The organism is Nitrincola sp. (assembly GCF_048264025.1).
Taxonomy (GTDB): domain Bacteria; phylum Pseudomonadota; class Gammaproteobacteria; order Pseudomonadales; family Balneatricaceae; genus Nitrincola.
The window spans coordinates 1-14,307 of record NZ_JBLXDN010000057.1; the positions used below are offsets into that span (position 1 = coordinate 1).

Here is a 14,307-nt window from a genome sequence, read left to right on the forward strand (position 1 = left end):
AAGAAGGTCTGCGCTTTGCGATCCGTGAAGGCGGTCGTACAGTGGGTGCCGGTGTTGTTGCGAAAATTCTTGACTAAGATTTAGTCAGTTTAAAAACCCTCTACGGAGGGTTTTTTTATGCACAGGATGTGCTGTATTTTACATGGAAAATATGGTTGGTTAAAAACTATACCGATGGGCTTGTACTCAGGTCACGGTATAAGTATAATTTGCGTCCCCTCATGTAAGGGGAGGTCGGCTATTGCCGTAATAAAATTAACAGGAAATGCGTGATCAGAATGCAGAACCAAAAAATCAGAATTCGTCTGAAGGCTTTTGATCATCGCCTGATCGACTCATCCGCGCAGGAGATTGTTGAAACTGCGAAACGGACGGGCGCACAGGTGCATGGTCCGATCCCACTTCCTACTCGCAAAGAGCGTTTTACCATACTGATTTCACCTCACGTGAACAAAGATGCACGTGATCAATATGAAATCCGTACGCATAAACGTGTTCTGGATATCGTCGAGCCAACTGAAAAAACAGTTGATGCTTTGATGAAGCTGGATCTCGCTGCGGGTGTAGAAGTGCAGATCAGCCTGGGCTAAACAAGCTGCGCAGAATTAATAACATTTAATGAAGCGCTATTTGAGGAATGCTCTGTAATGGGCGGCCATAGTGGGTTACAGCCCCGTACTCAACTGGCAAGAGGTATTAAAATGTCTGTAGGACTTATCGGACGTAAAGCGGGCATGACCCGTATCTTCACAGAAGATGGCGTGTCCGTGCCAGTCACTGTCATCGAGGTGGATCCGAACCGCGTGACTTGCGTCAAAACTGTTGATACTGACGGTTATGCCGCTATTCAAGTGACAACCGGCGCTAAGAAGGCTAATCGCCTGACTAAGCCGGCAGCTGGAAACTTTGCGAAAGCAGGAGTAGAAGCTGGTCGCGGTTTGTGGGAGTTCCGTCTCTCCGGTGATGAAGAAATCAACGTTGGTGATTCACTAACGGTTGAGCGCTTCGAAGCAGGTCAGAAAATCGACGTAACCGGTCGTAGTAAGGGTAAGGGTTTTCAGGGTGGAGTTAAGCGCTGGAATTTCCGTACTCAGGATGCGACACACGGTAACTCGCTTTCTCACCGTGCTCCGGGCTCCATAGGTCAGTGTCAGACTCCGGGGCGTGTGTTCAAGGGCAAAAAGATGGCAGGTCACATGGGTGATGAGCGTTGCACAGTACAGACTCTAGAAGTTGTGCGTGTAGACGCTGAGCGTAACCTACTGCTGGTTAAGGGTGCCATTCCTGGCGCAACCGGCGGTGATGTCATCGTTAAACCTGCTGTAAAAGCACGCGGCTGAAGGGGTTAACATGAATATAAATCTGACAGGAGCCAACGGTTCGGTCGAAGTATCCGAACTGATATTTGGCAAAGAGTTTAATGAGTCTCTGGTACACCAGGTGGTAACTGCCTATATGGCAGGTGGCCGTCAGGGAACCAAAGCACAGAAAAATCGTTCCGCAGTATCCGGCGGTGGCGCTAAGCCATTCCGTCAGAAAGGAACAGGTCGTGCCCGTGCAGGAACCATTCGTTCCCCGCTGTGGCGCTCCGGTGGTGTTACTTTCGCTGCAAGTCCACGTGACTTCTCGCAGAAAGTAAACAAGAAGATGTATCGCGCTGCCATGCGTTGCATCCTTTCTGAGCTGGTTCGACAGGATCGTTTGGTTGTAGTTGAAGGTTTCCAGATGGAAGTGCCTAAGACCAAACAGTTCATTGCTAAAATGCAAGAGCTTGAGCTCAGCAATGCACTGGTGATCACTGAAGAAGTTGAAGTTAATCTGTATCTGGCTGCACGAAATGTTCCGCACGTTGACGTGCGTGACGTGGCGGCTATCGATCCGGTCAGTCTGATCGGTTTTGATAAGGTCGTTGTTACTGCTGCTGCTCTGAATAAAATCAATGAGGTGTTGGCATGAATCCAGAACGCATTTTTAAAGTGTTGTTGGGTCCGCACATCTCTGAGAAAGCAACTATTGTTGCTGACGGATCACAGCAAGTCGTATTTCGGGTTGCACCAGATGCTACTAAGCCTGAAATCAAAAGAGCCGTTGAAGAGCTATTCAATGTAAAAGTTGATGGTGTCAACGTACTGAACGTCAAGGGCAAGACCAAGCGTACTGCGCGCGGTCTGGGCAAGCGAAATGATGTTCGTAAGGCCTATGTTCGTCTGGCTGATGGCTCTGAAATTGATTTCATGGCTGGCGAATAAGAAGGGGTTAGATCATGGCACTCGTTAAATCAAAGCCGACCTCTGCCGGACGTCGTCATGTCGTTAAGGTAGTCAGCGCTGACCTGCATAAGGGTAAGCCTTTCGCCGCACTGGTCGAAAAGAAAAGTAAAACCGGCGGTCGTAACAATAATGGTCGTATCACTACCCGTCATATCGGTGGTGGCCACAAGCATCATTATCGTATCGTCGACTTCCGTCGTAATAAGGATGGTATTCAGGGCACTGTAGAGCGCATTGAGTATGATCCTAACCGTACTGCGCACATCGCATTGATTATGTATGCCGATGGTGAGCGTCGTTACATCATTGCACCGAAAGGTCTGCAGGCGGGATCTAAAGTAGTTTCTGGTGAAGCAGCTGATATCAAAATCGGCAACACCATGACACTGCGTAATATCCCACTGGGTAGTACCGTACACTGTATCGAACTGAAGCCTGGAAAAGGCGCTCAGATGGCACGTTCTGCGGGTGCTTCTGCACAGCTGGTCGCGCGTGAAGGGGCTTATGCCACTCTGCGTTTGCGTTCTGGTGAAGTGCGTAAAGTGCTTGTTGATTGTCGCGCCACACTGGGTGAAGTCAGCAACTCCGAGCATTCCCTGCGTCAGCTGGGTAAAGCCGGTGCTAAACGCTGGCGTGGTGTGCGCCCGACAGTTCGCGGTGTAGCAATGAACCCGGTCGATCACCCCCATGGTGGTGGTGAAGGTCGTACCTCGGGTGGCCGTCATCCGGTTACTCCATGGGGCGTCCCGACTAAAGGTCATAAAACTCGCAAGAACAAGCGTACCAATAAACTTATCGTACGCCGTCGTAGCGCTAAATAAGGGGATACAGCTGTGCCACGTTCACTGAAGAAAGGTCCATTTATCGACCTTCACCTGTTGAAGAAGGTAGAGGCTGCAATTGAAGCAAATGAAAAACGTCCGATCAAAACCTGGTCGCGTCGTTCCACAATTTTTCCGAACTTTGTGGGTTTGACAATTGCAGTACATAACGGCCGCCAGCACGTTCCAGTGTTTGTCACTGAGGACATGGTCGGTCATAAATTAGGTGAGTTTGCTGCTACACGTACATTCCGCGGTCATGCAGCCGACAAGAAGGCCAAGAAGAAGTAAGGGAGGATAGATGATGGAAATAGTCGCCAAACATATCGGCGCCCGCATCTCCGCCCAGAAGGCCCGTCTGGTCGCAGATCAGATCCGTGGTAAATCTGTGGGCGAAGCTCTGGATATCCTGACGTTCAGCAATAAGAAAGGTGCTGATCTGGTCAAGAAGGTGCTCGACTCCGCTATAGCAAATGCTGAGCATAACGAAGGTGCTGACGTGGACGAGTTGCGCGTTTCTGCTATCTTCGTTGACGAAGGTATGACCATGAAACGCATTCGGCCACGTGCAAAAGGTCGCGCAGACAGAGTTCTGAAGCGTACTGCACACATCACTGTAAAAGTGGCTGACTAAGAAGCTGACGGCTAGGAGATTTCGAAATGGGTCAGAAAGTTAACCCAACCGGTATACGTCTCGGCATCGTCAAAGACCACACTTCGGTGTGGTACGCTGACAAGTCAGACTATGCTGTTAAGCTGCTGAATGATCTCAAGGTGCGTAGCTACCTTGAGCAGAAGCTTAAGAATGCGTCTGTAAGTCGCATAGATATTGAACGTCCGGCTCAGAACGCTAAAATCACCATCCACACAGCCCGTCCCGGTATCGTGATTGGCAAGAAAGGTGAAGATGTTGAAGTGCTGCGTTCTACGGTTTCTGAAATGATGGGTGTGCCTGTGCACATCAACATTGAAGAAGTTCGTAAGCCAGACCTAGATGCCAAACTGGTAGCGCAAAGTGTCGCCAGCCAGCTGGAACGCCGTGTTATGTTCCGTCGCGCCATGAAGCGTGCGGTGCAGAACTCTATGCGTATCGGCGCAAAGGGTATCAAAATTCAGGTTGGCGGTCGTCTTGGCGGTGCCGAGATTGCGCGTACTGAGTGGTATCGTGAAGGTCGTGTACCTTTGCATACACTGCGTGCGGACATTGACTACGCAACCTACGAGGCGCACACAACTTACGGTGTGATTGGCGTTAAAGTCTGGGTCTTCAAGGGTGAAGTGCTCGGTGGTATCGAACAGGTACGTGCCGAGAAGAACGCTCCCAAGAAGAAAGGAACTAAGTGAGGTAAACGTCAATGCTGCAACCAAAACGACTTAAGTACCGCAAGGTGATGAAAGGCCGTAACCGCGGCCTGGCACAGCGTGGCAGCAAGGTCAGCTTTGGTGAGTATGCGCTGAAAGCGACCGGTCGCGGTCGTATTACAGCGCGTCAGATCGAAGCGGCTCGTCGTACCATGACGCGTCATGTAAAGCGTGGTGGTAAGATCTGGATTCGGGTGTTCCCGGACAAACCGATCACGACCAAGCCCCTTGAAGTACGTATGGGTAAAGGTAAGGGTAACGTAGAATACTGGGTTGCACAGATCCAGCCAGGTAAGGTGCTGTTTGAAATCAGCGGTGTCAGCGAGCAGCTGGTATCTGAAGCCTTCGCTCTGGCTGCTGCAAAGCTGCCTGTAACTACAACCATAGTTAAACGGACGGTGATGTAATGAAAGCGACTGAACTGCGCGAACAAACTGCAGAAGAGCTTCAGCAGACGCTGCTAGGTCTGCTGAAAGACCAGTTTAATCTGCGCATGCAAAAAGCGACCGGTCAGCTGGCTCAGAATCACCTTTTAGGCCAGGTACGTCGCGACATTGCTCGCGTCAAAACTGTTCTTAAGCAAAAGGCAGGTGCATAAATGAGCGCAGAAAAACGTATTCGTACTGTGACCGGTAAGGTCGTCAGTGACAAGATGGATAAAACCATCACGGTGCTGGTAGAGCGTAAAGAAAAACACCCGATTTACGGTAAGTTTGTTCGTCGCTCCACCAAACTGCATGCTCACGATGCTGATAATGTTTGCCGTATTGGTGATCTGGTAACGATCAAGGAGTCACGTCCTTTATCTAAATCCAAGACCTGGGTACTGGTTCAAATTGAAGAACAGGCAAATAAAGCGTTAATGGCAGTTGAAGAGCCTGCCGCAGAGGTGTAAACTTATGCGCCTTTGCTCCATTACTCCAGCTGTCATTGGACGGCTGGTATAACAGTTTTGTGGGGTAGACCATGATTCAAACTGAATCGATGCTTGATGTCGCTGATAACAGCGGTGCCAAGCGCGTGATGTGTATTAAGGTCCTGGGCGGTTCTCACCGTCGCTACGCCGGTGTTGGTGATATCATCAAAGTCACCGTTAAGGAAGCAATTCCGCGTGGTAAGGTGAAGAAAGGTCAGGTTCTTAAAGCTGTCGTAGTACGTACCCGTAAAGGTGTCCGTCGTCCGGATGGTTCCATTATCCGTTTCGATGTTAACTCAGCCGTTTTGCTGAATAACAACGGTGCACCGATCGGTACTCGTATCTTCGGCCCAGTAACGCGTGAACTTCGCACTGAGAAGTTCATGAAGATCATTTCCCTGGCGCCTGAAGTGCTCTGAGTTAACTTAACTGCTTTTTGAGTAAGTTGATTCATAAAACGCCATCCCCGAAAGGGTTTGGCGTTTTTGAGCATGAGAGGGTAGTAGGAAAGGAAGGTAACTAATGCGTAAAATTCGTCGCGACGATGAAGTCATCGTGATCGCAGGTAAAGATAAGGGCAAGCGTGGCAAAGTAATGCGCGTACTGTCTGACGACCGCCTGATCGTATCCGGTATCAACATGATCAAGAAGCATGTTAAGCCGAACCCGATGTTAGGTCAGCAGGGTGGCATATTAGAAAAGGAAGCGGCTCTGGCTGTTTCAAATGTCGCCATTTTTAATCCTGCTACCGGCAAAGGTGATCGTGTAGGCTTCAGAAAGCTTGAAGACGGCACCAAGGTACGCTTCTACAAGTCTAACGGCGAAATCGTCGTTGGCGATAAGTAAGAGAGGTTGGTGCAATGTCTAGATTAAAAGCGCTGTACGAAAGCGAACTGAAGCTGAAGCTGAAAGAAGAGCTGAATAGCCCGAATATCATGGCTGTTCCTCGCGTAAGTAAAATCACCCTGAACATGGGTGTTGGTGAAGCTCTGGGCGACAAAAAACAGCTGGAAAATGCTGTGGCTGATATGATTGCAATTGCAGGTCAGAAGCCAGTTGTCACCAAGGCACGTAAATCCATTGCGGGCTTTAAAGTCCGTGAAGGCTGGCCGATCGGTTGTAAAGTTACCCTGCGCGGTGAGCGTATGTGGGAATTCCTCGATCGTCTGGTTGATGTTTCTATCCCTCGTATCAGGGACTTCCGTGGCTTGAACCCGAAGTCATTTGATGGACGCGGAAACTACAGCATGGGCGTAAAAGAGCAGATCATTTTCCCAGAAATCGACTATGACAAGGTTGATAAGCTGCGTGGTCTGGATATTACGATCACCACTACAGCCCAGTCTAACGACGAAGGCCGTGCGCTGCTGGAAGCTCTGCAGTTCCCGTTCCGTAAATAATTAGGGGTAGAACAATGGCTAAAGTATCTATGAAAAACCGTGAGGCTAAGCGCGAAAAACTGGCTGCAAAGTATGCAGTTAAGCGCGCTGAGCTGAAGGCACTCATTGTAAATCCTGAAAGCTCTGAAGAAGAGCGTTGGGATGCGCAGGTAGCTTTTCAAAAGCTGCCACGTGATGCCAGTCCGGTTCGTCAACGCCGCCGCTGTCAGGTTACAGGTCGTCCACACGGTGTATACCGTAAGTTCGGTCTGTCACGTATCAAGTTGCGCGAAGCCGCCATGCGCGGTGACGTACCTGGTCTGAAAAAAGCAAGCTGGTAAGGCTTGTCAATGGTAAGCCCAGTGGTCAGGGCAGAAGTTTGTTTCTGCTACCGCACTGAGCTGCACAACTGAGGAAATAAGCATGAGTATGCAAGATACCCTCGCGGATATGTTTACCCGTATCCGTAACGGTAATATGGCTGAAAAGCCTGCAGTCACCATGCCTTCTTCAAAGCACAAAGTGGCAATTGCCAAAGTGCTAAAAGAGGAAGGCTACATCACTGATTACAGTGTTGAAGGTGATAGCAAGCCGGTCCTGACCATCGAGTTGAAATACTTCGAAGGCAAGCCGGTCATTGAAGAGATTAAACGTGTAAGTAAGCCAAGTTTGCGTATTTACCGTCATGTTGCAAAACTGCCGAAAGTATCTGACGGCTTGGGTGTTGCAATTATCTCTACCAGTAAAGGTGTCATGACCGATCGCGCTGCTCGTCAAGCCGGTATCGGTGGTGAAGTCATCTGTACGGTATTCTAAGGGGAGTTCTGATGTCACGTATAGCAAAGAATCCCGTTGTCGTACCTGCAGGTGTTGAGGTAAAAATCCAGGGGCAGCAAGTTGCTGTCAAAGGTAGCAACGGTCAGTTAAGTCTGGAAGTGCATCCTTCAGTGGGTGTTGAACTGAATGAAGGCAAAGTTGTATTTGTAGCCCGTGATGGCGGCAAACAGTCTATTGCACTATCCGGTACAACGCGTGCTCTGGTCAATAACATGGTCACAGGTGTCAGCACAGGTTTTCAGAAAACCATGCAGCTGATCGGTGTTGGTTACCGTGCCGCCGTTAAAGGCGACGTAGTTAACCTGACACTGGGTTTTTCACACCCGATCGATTACCAACTGCCTGCCGGCGTAACGGCTGAAACTCCAAATAACACAACTATTATTCTGTCTGGTGCTGACAAGCAACAGGTTGGTCAGGTCGCTGCTGAAATACGCGCTTTCCGTCCGCCTGAGCCTTACAAGGGTAAAGGGGTTCGTTATGTGGATGAGTATGTACGCCGCAAAGAGGCTAAGAAGAAGTAAGGCTGGGTCATGAACGAAAAAAATGTAGCTCGAATTCGTCGTGCGCGCCGCTCTCGCCTTAAAATGCGTGAACTGGGCGCAGTACGCTTGTGTGTTAATCGCACACCACGTCATATCTATGCGCAGATTATTTCCGCTGACGGCTCAACTGTTCTTGCCTCTGCATCAACTGTTGAGAAGGACCTGCGTGCGGGTGTAACCGGTAATGTTGAAGCCGCCAAGAAAGTGGGTGCACTGATCGCAGATCGTGCCAAAGCAGCGGGTGTTTCGCAGGTAGCGTTTGATCGCTCCGGTTATAAATATCATGGCAGAGTCCAGGCTCTGGCTGATGCGGCCCGCGAAGGCGGACTGGAATTCTAAAGGTTTCTAATATGGCAAATCACGAACAGAAAGACGGTGAACTCCAGGAGAGACTGGTCCAGGTAAACCGTGTCGCCAAAGTTGTGAAAGGTGGCCGTATCTTCGGTTTCACAGCACTAACAGTGGTCGGTGATGGCAATGGCCGCATCGGTTTCGGCCGCGGTAAGGCTCGCGAAGTCCCTGTTGCAATTCAAAAGGCAATGGAACAAGCGCGTCGTAACATGGTCAGCGTGTCACTGAATGCACACACTCTGCAGTACCCTGTTAAGGCACAGCATGGCGCGTCTCGCGTATACATGCAGCCAGCATCTGAAGGTACCGGTATCATTGCCGGTGGTGCGATGCGTGCGGTACTGGAATTGGCTGGTGTACAGAACGTACTGGCTAAATGTTATGGTTCTACTAACCCGGTAAACGTGGTGCGTGCAACTGTTAAAGGGCTGTCTTCTATGAAGTCACCTGATGACGTTGCAGCAAAACGTGGTAAAACCGTTGAAGAGATCCTGGGGAACTAAACGATGGCTAACACTATTAAAGTTACCCTGACTCGCAGCACAATCGGCACGCTGCCGAATCATAAGCTGTGTGTGAAGGGTCTCGGGCTGCGCCGTATAGGTCACGTTGTAGAAGTGGAAGACACTCCTGCAGTGCGCGGTATGATCAATAAAGTCAACTACATGGTTCATGTAGTTGGTGAATGAAAGGAGTGACCCAATGCGTCTGAATACATTGCGCCCGGGTGCTGGTTCCAAACATGCTCCTAAGCGTGTTGGTCGTGGTATCGGCTCCGGTCTGGGTAAAACTTGTGGCCGTGGTCACAAGGGTCTTAAATCCCGCTCCGGCGGAAGCGTGAATCCAGGTTTTGAAGGTGGTCAGATGCCTATCCAGCGTCGTCTGCCAAAATTTGGTTTCACATCACGTAAGTCGCGTTATGTTGCCGAGATTCGTTTGAATGAAATCGGTAAAATCACCGCTGACGTGGTTGATCTCGAAGCGTTAAAAAATGCTGACATCATTCGCGATGAAATCAAAGTTGCGCGTGTAATCCTGTCAGGTGAAATCACGAAGCCTGTCACTGTTAAAGGTCTTAAAGTGACCAAAGGTGCTCAGGCGGCGATTGAAGCTGCTGGCGGTAAAGTCGAGGCGTAAATGGCTAAGCTAGGACAAACACCGGCAAGACAAAACGGACTGGGCGAGCTCTGGGCTCGTCTGCGTTTCGTTCTGATAGCGATCATTGTATACCGTATCGGGGCTCATATTCCGGTACCTGGTATTAACCCTGATCGGCTTGCTGCTCTGTTCGAACAAAATCAGGGCACAATCCTGAGCTTGTTCAACATGTTTTCAGGTGGTGCACTCGAGCGTATGAGTATTCTTGCGCTGGGTGTTATGCCGTACATATCTGCATCGATCATAATGCAGTTGATGACGGCGGTGAGTCCACATCTGGAGCAGCTGAAGAAGGAAGGAGAATCAGGGCGTCGTAAAATCAATCAGTACACGCGGTATGGTACGGTTGTATTAGCGACGATCCAGGCATTTGGTATGTCAGTCGGCCTTGCGAGTCAGGGTGTGGCGTTTGCTGCTGATGCCAGTTTCTACTTTGTCGCGGTCGTAACCTTTGTTGCGGGTGCGGTTTTCCTGATGTGGTTGGGCGAGCAGGTAACAGAACGTGGAATCGGTAATGGTATATCCATTCTGATCTTTTCCGGTATTGTTGCAGGTCTACCTGGTGCAATCGGGCAGTCTTTCGAGTCTGCACGCCAAGGGGATCTGAATATCCTGGCTCTGCTGTTGATCGCTGTGCTGGCTATGGCGACTGTGGCGTTTGTAGTGTTTATGGAGCGCGGCCAACGCCGTATCACCATTAACTATGCCAAACGTCAGCAAGGTCGCCGTGTTTATGCAGCACAAAGCAGTCATCTGCCACTGAAAGTAAATATGGCAGGTGTTATTCCGCCAATCTTTGCTTCCAGTATTCTGCTGTTCCCTGCTTCCATGGGGCAGTGGTTTGGACAGAGCGAAGGCTTGGATTGGCTGCAGGACATGGCTCTGGCGTTAGGTCCGGGTCAACCGCTGCACATCCTGCTGTTTGGCATTGCAATTGTGTTCTTCTGTTACTTCTATACGGCTCTTATGTTTAATCCGCGCGAAGTGGCAGATAACCTGAAAAAGTCTGGTGCATTCATCCCCGGAATCAGACCCGGTGAGCAATCTGCCCGCTATATCGATACTGTACTGTCGCGACTGACATTGTTTGGCGCGCTCTACATAACAGCTGTATCACTGATGCCACAGTTTCTGGTTGTGGCGTGGAACATACCGTTCTACTTCGGTGGTACATCCTTGTTGATAGTTGTGGTGGTTGTGATGGATTTCATGGCGCAGGTGCAGTCGCATCTTATGTCCCATCAATATGAATCACTTATGAAAAAATCGAATCTTAAAGGTGGCGCAGGTTCACTGCGTTAAACCTGTTAGAGGTGGATCATGAAAGTACGCGCGTCTGTTAAAAAGATTTGCCGTAATTGCAAGATCGTACGTCGCAACGGTTCCGTGCGCGTGATCTGTAAAGTGGAACCCCGTCACAAACAGCGCCAGGGTTAACCACAAAATAAAAGCCGTGGAGGCGCCCGACTTGATTTATTTTTGATCAGGTTGTAGAATTGCGCGCCTTCCACGAACGATGAATGATTTGTCTCTGCGTGAAGCAGAGCCTTAATATGGAGTAGATTGAATGGCCCGTATAGCTGGCGTCAATATTCCTGACCATAAGCATGCGGTAATTTCTCTGACCTACATTTATGGGATTGGCCGCACTACTGCTCAGCAGATCTGTGCTGCAGTAGGCATTGTGCCAACGGTCAAGATCGGTGAGCTGTCTGAAGAGCAGCTCGATAATGTTCGTGGTGAAATTACTAAGTTGACTGTCGAAGGTGATCTTCGTCGTGAAGTCAATATGAACATCAAGCGTCTGATGGATCTTGGTTGTTACCGTGGTCTGCGTCACCGTCGTAACCTACCGGTTCGTGGTCAACGCAGCAAAACGAATGCGCGTACTCGTAAAGGGCCGCGTAAGCCGATCCGTAAGTAAGCGATAGGAATTCCCGAATATGGCTAAGCCAGGTAATCGCACACGTAAAAAGGTTAAAAAGCAGGTAGCGGATGGGCTAGCGCACATCCATGCCTCTTTTAACAACACAATTGTCACCATTACCGATCGTCAGGGAAATGCACTTTCCTGGGCGACTTCTGGTGGTTCTGGTTTCCGCGGCTCACGTAAGAGCACGCCTTTCGCAGCACAGGTTGCTGCAGAGCGTGCCGGTACGGCAGCCCTGGAGTACGGACTTAAAAACCTCGACGTGTTTGTAAAAGGACCGGGTCCCGGTCGTGAGTCTGCAGTTCGTGCTTTGAACGGCTGTGGCTACAAAATTACAAATATCACTGATGTGACGCCTATCCCGCATAACGGATGTCGTCCACCGAAGAAACGTCGTGTTTAATCAGGAGACGGTATAATGGCTCGTTATCTTGGACCAACGTGCAAACTGTCACGTCGCGAAGGCACAGATCTCTTTTTGAAGAGTGGTGTTCGCGCGCTGGACAGTAAGTGCAAAGCAGAAGTTGTTCCTGGTGTGCATGGTGCACGCCGTGGTCGTCTCTCAGAGTACGGTCTACAGCTTCGTGAAAAACAAAAAGTACGTCGTACTTACGGTGTACTGGAACGTCAGTTCCGTGGATATTACAAAGAAGCCGCCCGTCGTAAGGGTGCTACAGGTGAAGTCCTGTTGCAGCTTCTTGAAGGTCGTCTGGACAATGTTGTTTACCGCATGGGCTTCGGCTCTACACGTGCTGAAGCACGTCAGGTGGTATCTCACCGTCAGATTACTGTGAATGGACAGGTTGTTAACATCCCGTCGTTCCAGGTTAGCGTTGGCGACAAAATTGCAGTACGTGAAAAATCCAAATCTCAGTTGCGCATCAAACACGCACTGGATCTGGCTGGTCAGCGTGCTCCTGTTGAGTGGATTGAAGTCGACTCTGCGAAAATGGAAGGTGAATTTAAAGCACTTCCAGAGCGCAGTGAACTGGCTCAGGACATCAACGAACATTTGATCGTCGAGCTTTACTCGAAGTAATTCTTGAACTCTTGACTGGTGATACTATGCAGCGTTCTGTAAACGAGTTTCTTAGTCCACGTCATATTGACGTACAGGAAATCAGCAAAACTCGCGCCAAAGTAACTCTGGAGCCGCTTGAACGCGGTTTCGGACATACCCTTGGCAATGCGCTGCGCCGTATTTTGCTCTCTTCAATGCCTGGTTGTGCTGTTAGCGAAGTCGAAATCGACGGCGTACTGCATGAATACAGCAGCATTGAAGGTGTTCAGGAGGATGTCATTGAGATCCTCCTGAATCTTAAAGGGATTGCTTTCACGCTGCATAATGCAGATGAAGCGACTCTGACACTGAGCAAATCTGTAGCAGGCGTAGTAACGGCAGCTGATATTCAGCTGACACAGGATGTTGAGATTGTAAATCCCGATCACGTGATTGCACATCTCAACGGTAATAACAGCCTGAATATTCAACTCAAGGTCACACGTGGTCGTGGATATGTTCCGGCTGACTCACGTATGCTTGATGAGGATGAAAATCGTACTATCGGACGCCTGTTGCTGGATGCCAGTTACAGCCCGGTACTACGCGTGTCCTATCAGGTAGAAAGTGCGCGTGTTGAACAGCGTACCGACCTTGATAAGCTGATAATTGATATTGAATCTAACGGGACTATCGACCCTGAAGAGTGTATCCGCCGTGCGGCTACCATTCTTCATGAACAGTTGTCTGTCTTCGTGGATCTTAAAGATGCCAGCCAGCAGTCGCGTACAGAAGCAGACGATCCTGAGATCGATCCTGTTCTGTTGCGTCCGGTTGATGATCTTGAACTGACAGTGCGCTCGGCAAACTGTCTTAAAGCAGAACAGATCTACTATATCGGTGACCTGATTCAGCGCACCGAAGTTGAACTGTTGAAGACTCCTAACCTGGGTAAGAAGTCGCTGACGGAAATCAAGGATGTACTGGCCTCTAAAGGGCTGTCACTTGGTATGCGTCTAGAGAACTGGCCACCAGCCAGCCTCAAAAATGACGAAAAAGCGGCATCCTGAGTTAGCCTTCTGACACTAAGTTGTTAAGGATTTTGAAAAATGCGTCATCGTAAATCAGGTCGACACTTAAATCGTACAAGTGCTCACCGCAAAGCGATGTTCAAGAATATGGCTGTGTCTTTGTTCGAACACGAACTGATCAAGACTACTTTGCCAAAAGCTAAAGAACTTCGCCGTGTGGCTGAGCCGCTTATTACATTGGCTAAAATTGACAGCGTGGCTAACCGTCGCCTGGCATTTTCCCGTACGCGCAGTGATGCGGCTGTAGGTAAATTGTTTGGTGAGTTAGGCCCGCGTTATGCTAACCGTCCAGGTGGCTACATTCGTATTCTGAAATGTGGTTTCCGTAGCGGTGATAATGCACCTATGGCTTATGTAGAGTTGGTTGATCGTCCCGCTTCTTCTGTAGCAGTTGAAGATAGCAGCGAAGATTAATTCAGCTTTAAGCATTAAAAAACCCGGCTAATGCCGGGTTTTTTGTTTGCAGAGGTATTATTCGCTCGCGGAGCGAGCTCCCACAGTAGGAGCCCGCTCTGCGGGCGATTTTGTAAGCACGAGCTCCCACAAGGAGGGCGATATTGTAGGCGTGAGCTGTAGGAAATAAGATGGACCCGCCCCCCTAACAATGTGCCATGCTTAATCTGTAGAGAAAGCAAACCGGCATCTGA

The 14,307-nt window shown here is 49.6% G+C and carries 28 protein-coding genes and 1 pseudogene; all 29 read left to right on the top strand.

All coding sequences use genetic code 11. The features are described 5' to 3' along the window. A pseudogene (locus tag ACN0R1_RS20130) lies at window positions 1-77 on the top strand (elongation factor Tu); the annotation flags it as partial. A 201-nt stretch (window positions 78-278) separates the two neighbouring features. Next, window positions 279-590, top strand: a complete 312-nt coding sequence (gene rpsJ / locus ACN0R1_RS20135) for a 30S ribosomal protein S10 (RefSeq protein ID WP_151053279.1) — start codon at window positions 279-281, stop codon at window positions 588-590. 111 nt (window positions 591-701) lie between these two features. Then, window positions 702-1,340 carry a 50S ribosomal protein L3 gene (rplC, locus tag ACN0R1_RS20140; RefSeq protein WP_417585965.1) on the top strand — a complete coding sequence of 213 codons (639 nt, stop codon included), beginning with the start codon at window positions 702-704 and terminating at the stop codon, window positions 1,338-1,340. A gap of 10 nt (window positions 1,341-1,350) precedes the next feature. Further along, entirely contained in the window at window positions 1,351-1,956 is a 606-nt protein-coding gene (gene rplD / locus ACN0R1_RS20145) for a 50S ribosomal protein L4 (protein WP_036524399.1), read from the top strand. After that, window positions 1,953-2,249, top strand: a complete 297-nt coding sequence (rplW, locus tag ACN0R1_RS20150; protein ID WP_036524402.1) for a 50S ribosomal protein L23 — start codon at window positions 1,953-1,955, stop codon at window positions 2,247-2,249. The genes rplD and rplW overlap by 4 nt, the downstream gene beginning before the upstream one ends. 14 nt (window positions 2,250-2,263) lie before the next feature. Then, a complete protein-coding gene (gene rplB / locus ACN0R1_RS20155; protein WP_417585966.1) occupies window positions 2,264-3,091 on the top strand; it encodes a 50S ribosomal protein L2 in 828 nt (275 codons plus the stop codon). A 12-nt stretch (window positions 3,092-3,103) separates the two neighbouring features. Continuing rightward, window positions 3,104-3,382, top strand: a complete 279-nt coding sequence (rpsS, locus tag ACN0R1_RS20160) for a 30S ribosomal protein S19 (RefSeq protein WP_036524409.1) — start codon at window positions 3,104-3,106, stop codon at window positions 3,380-3,382. Between the two features lie 13 nt (window positions 3,383-3,395). After that, window positions 3,396-3,725 carry a 50S ribosomal protein L22 gene (rplV, locus tag ACN0R1_RS20165; protein WP_036524462.1) on the top strand — a complete coding sequence of 110 codons (330 nt, stop codon included), beginning with the start codon at window positions 3,396-3,398 and terminating at the stop codon, window positions 3,723-3,725. Between the two features lie 26 nt (window positions 3,726-3,751). Next, complete coding sequence (rpsC, locus tag ACN0R1_RS20170; RefSeq protein WP_151053282.1) at window positions 3,752-4,435, top strand: 30S ribosomal protein S3; 684 nt, start codon at window positions 3,752-3,754, stop codon at window positions 4,433-4,435. Window positions 4,436-4,446: 11 nt separating this feature from the next. After that, the gene (gene rplP, locus ACN0R1_RS20175; protein WP_036524414.1) at window positions 4,447-4,860 is read left to right on the top strand and encodes a 50S ribosomal protein L16; all 414 of its coding nucleotides are present in this window, start codon (window positions 4,447-4,449) and stop codon (window positions 4,858-4,860) included. After that, a complete protein-coding gene (rpmC, locus tag ACN0R1_RS20180; RefSeq protein ID WP_036524423.1) occupies window positions 4,860-5,051 on the top strand; it encodes a 50S ribosomal protein L29 in 192 nt (63 codons plus the stop codon). Before rplP ends, rpmC begins: the two co-directional genes overlap by 1 nt. Then, entirely contained in the window at window positions 5,052-5,348 is a 297-nt protein-coding gene (rpsQ, locus tag ACN0R1_RS20185) for a 30S ribosomal protein S17 (RefSeq protein ID WP_417585967.1), read from the top strand. A 71-nt stretch (window positions 5,349-5,419) separates the two neighbouring features. Further along, entirely contained in the window at window positions 5,420-5,788 is a 369-nt protein-coding gene (gene rplN / locus ACN0R1_RS20190) for a 50S ribosomal protein L14 (RefSeq protein ID WP_151671283.1), read from the top strand. A 103-nt stretch (window positions 5,789-5,891) separates the two neighbouring features. Further along, window positions 5,892-6,215, top strand: coding sequence for a 50S ribosomal protein L24 (rplX, locus tag ACN0R1_RS20195; protein ID WP_036524428.1), 324 nt, complete (start codon window positions 5,892-5,894; stop codon window positions 6,213-6,215). A gap of 14 nt (window positions 6,216-6,229) precedes the next feature. Further along, window positions 6,230-6,769: a 50S ribosomal protein L5 gene (gene rplE / locus ACN0R1_RS20200; RefSeq protein WP_036524430.1), complete on the top strand. Its 540-nt coding sequence runs from the start codon at window positions 6,230-6,232 to the stop codon at window positions 6,767-6,769. Window positions 6,770-6,783: 14 nt separating this feature from the next. Beyond that, window positions 6,784-7,089: a 30S ribosomal protein S14 gene (gene rpsN / locus ACN0R1_RS20205; RefSeq protein WP_417585968.1), complete on the top strand. Its 306-nt coding sequence runs from the start codon at window positions 6,784-6,786 to the stop codon at window positions 7,087-7,089. A gap of 82 nt (window positions 7,090-7,171) precedes the next feature. Then, window positions 7,172-7,564 carry a 30S ribosomal protein S8 gene (gene rpsH, locus ACN0R1_RS20210; protein WP_417585969.1) on the top strand — a complete coding sequence of 131 codons (393 nt, stop codon included), beginning with the start codon at window positions 7,172-7,174 and terminating at the stop codon, window positions 7,562-7,564. Window positions 7,565-7,575: 11 nt separating this feature from the next. Beyond that, complete coding sequence (gene rplF, locus ACN0R1_RS20215; RefSeq protein WP_417585970.1) at window positions 7,576-8,109, top strand: 50S ribosomal protein L6; 534 nt, start codon at window positions 7,576-7,578, stop codon at window positions 8,107-8,109. A 9-nt stretch (window positions 8,110-8,118) separates the two neighbouring features. Further along, a complete protein-coding gene (gene rplR, locus ACN0R1_RS20220) occupies window positions 8,119-8,469 on the top strand; it encodes a 50S ribosomal protein L18 (protein ID WP_151053289.1) in 351 nt (116 codons plus the stop codon). A gap of 11 nt (window positions 8,470-8,480) precedes the next feature. Then, window positions 8,481-8,984: a 30S ribosomal protein S5 gene (gene rpsE / locus ACN0R1_RS20225; RefSeq protein ID WP_417585971.1), complete on the top strand. Its 504-nt coding sequence runs from the start codon at window positions 8,481-8,483 to the stop codon at window positions 8,982-8,984. 3 nt (window positions 8,985-8,987) lie between these two features. Next, window positions 8,988-9,170: a 50S ribosomal protein L30 gene (gene rpmD / locus ACN0R1_RS20230; RefSeq protein WP_417585972.1), complete on the top strand. Its 183-nt coding sequence runs from the start codon at window positions 8,988-8,990 to the stop codon at window positions 9,168-9,170. 13 nt (window positions 9,171-9,183) lie between these two features. Next, window positions 9,184-9,618, top strand: coding sequence for a 50S ribosomal protein L15 (gene rplO / locus ACN0R1_RS20235; protein ID WP_417585973.1), 435 nt, complete (start codon window positions 9,184-9,186; stop codon window positions 9,616-9,618). Then, window positions 9,619-10,941 (top strand): preprotein translocase subunit SecY, encoded by a 1,323-nt coding sequence (gene secY, locus ACN0R1_RS20240; protein ID WP_417585974.1) that lies wholly within the window; start codon window positions 9,619-9,621, stop codon window positions 10,939-10,941. Window positions 10,942-10,959: 18 nt separating this feature from the next. Beyond that, a complete protein-coding gene (rpmJ, locus tag ACN0R1_RS20245; protein WP_007021200.1) occupies window positions 10,960-11,076 on the top strand; it encodes a 50S ribosomal protein L36 in 117 nt (38 codons plus the stop codon). A gap of 130 nt (window positions 11,077-11,206) precedes the next feature. Further along, window positions 11,207-11,563 (top strand): 30S ribosomal protein S13, encoded by a 357-nt coding sequence (gene rpsM, locus ACN0R1_RS20250; protein ID WP_036524444.1) that lies wholly within the window; start codon window positions 11,207-11,209, stop codon window positions 11,561-11,563. A gap of 19 nt (window positions 11,564-11,582) precedes the next feature. Continuing rightward, window positions 11,583-11,972: a 30S ribosomal protein S11 gene (gene rpsK, locus ACN0R1_RS20255; RefSeq protein WP_036524450.1), complete on the top strand. Its 390-nt coding sequence runs from the start codon at window positions 11,583-11,585 to the stop codon at window positions 11,970-11,972. A 15-nt stretch (window positions 11,973-11,987) separates the two neighbouring features. Continuing rightward, on the top strand, window positions 11,988-12,608 hold the full coding sequence (gene rpsD, locus ACN0R1_RS20260; protein ID WP_417585975.1) for a 30S ribosomal protein S4: 621 nt from the start codon (window positions 11,988-11,990) through the stop codon (window positions 12,606-12,608). Between the two features lie 26 nt (window positions 12,609-12,634). Continuing rightward, complete coding sequence (locus ACN0R1_RS20265; protein ID WP_417585976.1) at window positions 12,635-13,639, top strand: DNA-directed RNA polymerase subunit alpha; 1,005 nt, start codon at window positions 12,635-12,637, stop codon at window positions 13,637-13,639. 39 nt (window positions 13,640-13,678) lie between these two features. Next, window positions 13,679-14,074 (top strand): 50S ribosomal protein L17, encoded by a 396-nt coding sequence (gene rplQ, locus ACN0R1_RS20270; RefSeq protein WP_151053294.1) that lies wholly within the window; start codon window positions 13,679-13,681, stop codon window positions 14,072-14,074. Window positions 14,075-14,307 lie beyond the last annotated feature (233 nt).